The organism is Mesorhizobium sp. M8A.F.Ca.ET.218.01.1.1, assembly GCF_004791165.1.
Taxonomy (GTDB): Bacteria; Pseudomonadota; Alphaproteobacteria; order Rhizobiales; family Rhizobiaceae; genus Mesorhizobium.
The window spans coordinates 1-279 of sequence record NZ_SRUZ01000227.1 but is presented as its reverse complement, the minus strand read 5'-3'; the positions used below and the strand labels follow the sequence as shown (position 1 = coordinate 279).

The following is a 279-nucleotide window of genomic DNA, read 5'->3' as shown; positions in this document are numbered from 1 at the left end:
GTCCTTAGCGACGCTGCCGGTGGTCTCGGCGGAGGTTTCCGCCACCTTCGCTCCCGGCCTTTCGGACTGCTGGTCGTCAAGCATGGCTGCGGCGATCTTGGCGGTTTCCTGGGCGCGGACGGTGATGGTGTGCATGGCAGATTTGCCGGTCTCGCAGACGTCCGGCTTGCGCTCGCAGATGCCGGCAATGTCGCCGACCGCCTCGCGCGCCGCAAACAGCGCCTGGATCGGCCCGACCGCCTCGCGGCCATCCTCGTCCGGGCCGACGCTGAGCGGCAG

Annotated in this window: 1 protein-coding gene; it reads right to left on the bottom strand. The window is 69.5% G+C overall.

What is annotated here, in order from left to right; all coding sequences use genetic code 11:
* Window positions 1-279 (bottom strand): DUF5330 domain-containing protein (locus EN861_RS35120; protein ID WP_189343841.1); only part of this gene is annotated, 279 nt, incomplete at both ends.